We start from the raw sequence: 219 nt of genomic DNA on the forward strand, positions 1-219 counted from the left end.
GGTTTCTCCCAACATTCTGTCCAACTTGGAGTAGCTGAAATTCCTGTCAATATCCGAAGCCTTGAACGTAACACCGTCTTTGGCGAAAGACAAGCCCTGTATAACATTGCTCCTGCCTCTATATTTGAACTCCGTTATTATTCCTTGCCTGGATAATTCCGATATGAACTGCTTCCAACTACTGGATTTGCTTAATGAGTTCTTAACAGCATGGTAAAT

At 41.6% G+C, this 219-nt stretch carries 1 pseudogene; it reads right to left on the minus strand.

The features are described from left to right. Nucleotides 1-219: pseudogene (locus QVP67_RS15730) on the minus strand (mobilization protein); the annotation flags it as partial.

Source organism: Bacteroides sp. CAG:633, from assembly GCF_000435115.1.
Lineage (GTDB): Bacteria > Bacteroidota > Bacteroidia > Bacteroidales > Bacteroidaceae > Bacteroides > Bacteroides ndongoniae.